This window comes from Mesorhizobium sp. P3_A9 (assembly GCF_056402975.1).
The window spans coordinates 1-1,600 of sequence record NZ_JBFUGJ010000649.1 but is presented as its reverse complement, the minus strand read 5'-3'; the positions used below and the strand labels follow the sequence as shown (position 1 = coordinate 1,600).

General features: G+C 60.8%; 2 protein-coding genes and 1 pseudogene. 1 reads left to right on the top strand and 2 read right to left on the bottom strand.

Features of this window, described 5'->3' with window-relative positions; all coding sequences use genetic code 11:
- Together AC1DX0_RS35660 and rpmB are read right to left on the bottom strand one after the other, a co-directional pair.
- Positions 1-76, bottom strand: a pseudogene (locus tag AC1DX0_RS35660) (VUT family protein); the annotation flags it as partial.
- 180 nt (positions 77-256) lie between these two features.
- Positions 257-553 carry a 50S ribosomal protein L28 gene (rpmB, locus tag AC1DX0_RS35655; protein ID WP_023763853.1) on the bottom strand — a complete coding sequence of 99 codons (297 nt, stop codon included), beginning with the start codon at positions 551-553 and terminating at the stop codon, positions 257-259.
- Positions 554-811: 258 nt separating this feature from the next.
- Between rpmB and AC1DX0_RS35650 the strand changes: the two genes are divergently transcribed.
- Positions 812-1,600, top strand: coding sequence for a DUF3108 domain-containing protein (locus AC1DX0_RS35650; protein WP_477223324.1), 789 nt, complete (start codon positions 812-814; stop codon positions 1,598-1,600).

Sequence of the window (1,600 nt, the reverse complement as noted above, 5' to 3'; positions counted from 1 at the left end):
GCACGAGGATGTTCGAAGCCACGACGACAAGCGCCATGGCGGCCACGAAGGGCAAATATCGCGAGAAGAAAGTCATTTTTTTATCCTGGGTAATGGAACCAGCGGAGCATCATACCGATCGGGCAGTGCTCGCTTCGTAGGTGAGCACCGGATGTCGAGCCTTGCGGATCTATCCGATGCCCCAAGGCCAACAAAACGTTGGCCAGAGACCAACAAGAGGTTGGTCTGGGCGGTCGTCCCCCGCCTTTATCTGATGTTACGCAGCGACCTGTTCGGCCAGCTTCTTGGCGATCTGCTTCTTCAGCAGGCGCGCGCGCTGCGACAGTTCCTTGATGTCGGCCTTCGCCAGGAAAGCGTCGAGGCCACCGCGATGTTCGACCGAACGCAGCGCGTTGGCCGAGATGCGCAGGCGCACATTCTGGTTCAGCGCTTCCGAAATCAGCGTCACATTGACGAGGTTCGGCAGGAAGCGACGCTTGGTCTTGTTGTTGGCGTGGCTCACATTGTTGCCGGTCTGGACTGCCTTGGCAGTGAGTTCGCAGGTGCGGGACATAATTCTAACCTTCAGTTCTCTCTTGACCTGCCAAACCTTTGTGCCCACGCCGGGTGGCGCGCGGTTCTGGTCAGGCGGCCTTATGGAAAAGTTGGCGTTCCATAGTTGCATTTCACCGGGGCGTCAAGCTCCGGCTTCCCCACGGAAGCGCCCGGCATTTCATATTAAGGCCGGATTTCATCCTATAAGCGGTCTCATAGGGACATGCCAGACCGGAGTCGCCCGCCTCCGGCCGAAAATCAAGGATCCGATCCCGCCATGCCTCGTTTGTCTCACGCGCTCAGCGCCGCGCTTGCCATCGCTTTGCCCTCCGCCGCATCGGCGGCCTCGCCGCAGTCCTTCAAGGGCGAGTACACGGTTTCCTTCCTTGGCCTCTCGCTAGCGAGATCGACCTTCTCCAGCCACTATGAGAACGGCGCCTACGCGATCGACGGCAGCGTGACCGCTGCGGGACTGGCCAAACTGTTCGACGACACGCGGGGCACGATCTCGTCCAAGGGCACGATTTCCGGCAAAAAGCTGGTGCCGCAGGCATTTCGTGCCGATTACACCTCCGGCAAGAAGGCGTCGGTGGTCGATATCCGCTTCACCAATGGCGCGGTGACCTCGACGCAGGTTGTCCCGGCACCGGGCAAGCGCGACCCCAAGGCCTGGGTGCCGATCGGCGCCGGCGACCTGGCTGCGGTGCTCGATCCGATGGCCGCCACCGTCATCCATGCCGACAGCCTCGACCAGGTCTGCGGCCGCACGGTGAAATTCTATGACGGCGAGATGCGCGCCGACCTGACGCTGACCTACAATTCGAAAGGCACGATCTCGGTGCCGGGCTACAAGGGCGATACCATCACCTGCCGGATGGGTTTCGAGCCGGTTGCGGGCTATCGCAAGGGTCGCAAGGCGCTCAACTATCTCAAGAACAAAAGCCGCATGATGGTGACGTTTGCGCCGCTCGGCCAAACCGGAGTATATGCGCCGATCCACGCCACGGTTGGAACGCAGATCGGCACATTGACCATCAGCGCCGGGCGTTTCGAAGCGGTACAATAG

Bases quoted from the DNA above. Each gene is read 5' to 3' on its own strand.
- AC1DX0_RS35650 (WP_477223324.1), top strand. From the start codon at position 812: ATGCCTCGTTTGTCTCACGCGCTCAGCGCCGCGCTTGCCATCGCTTTG.
- rpmB (WP_023763853.1), bottom strand. From the start codon at position 553: ATGTCCCGCACCTGCGAACTCACTGCCAAGGCAGTCCAGACCGGCAAC.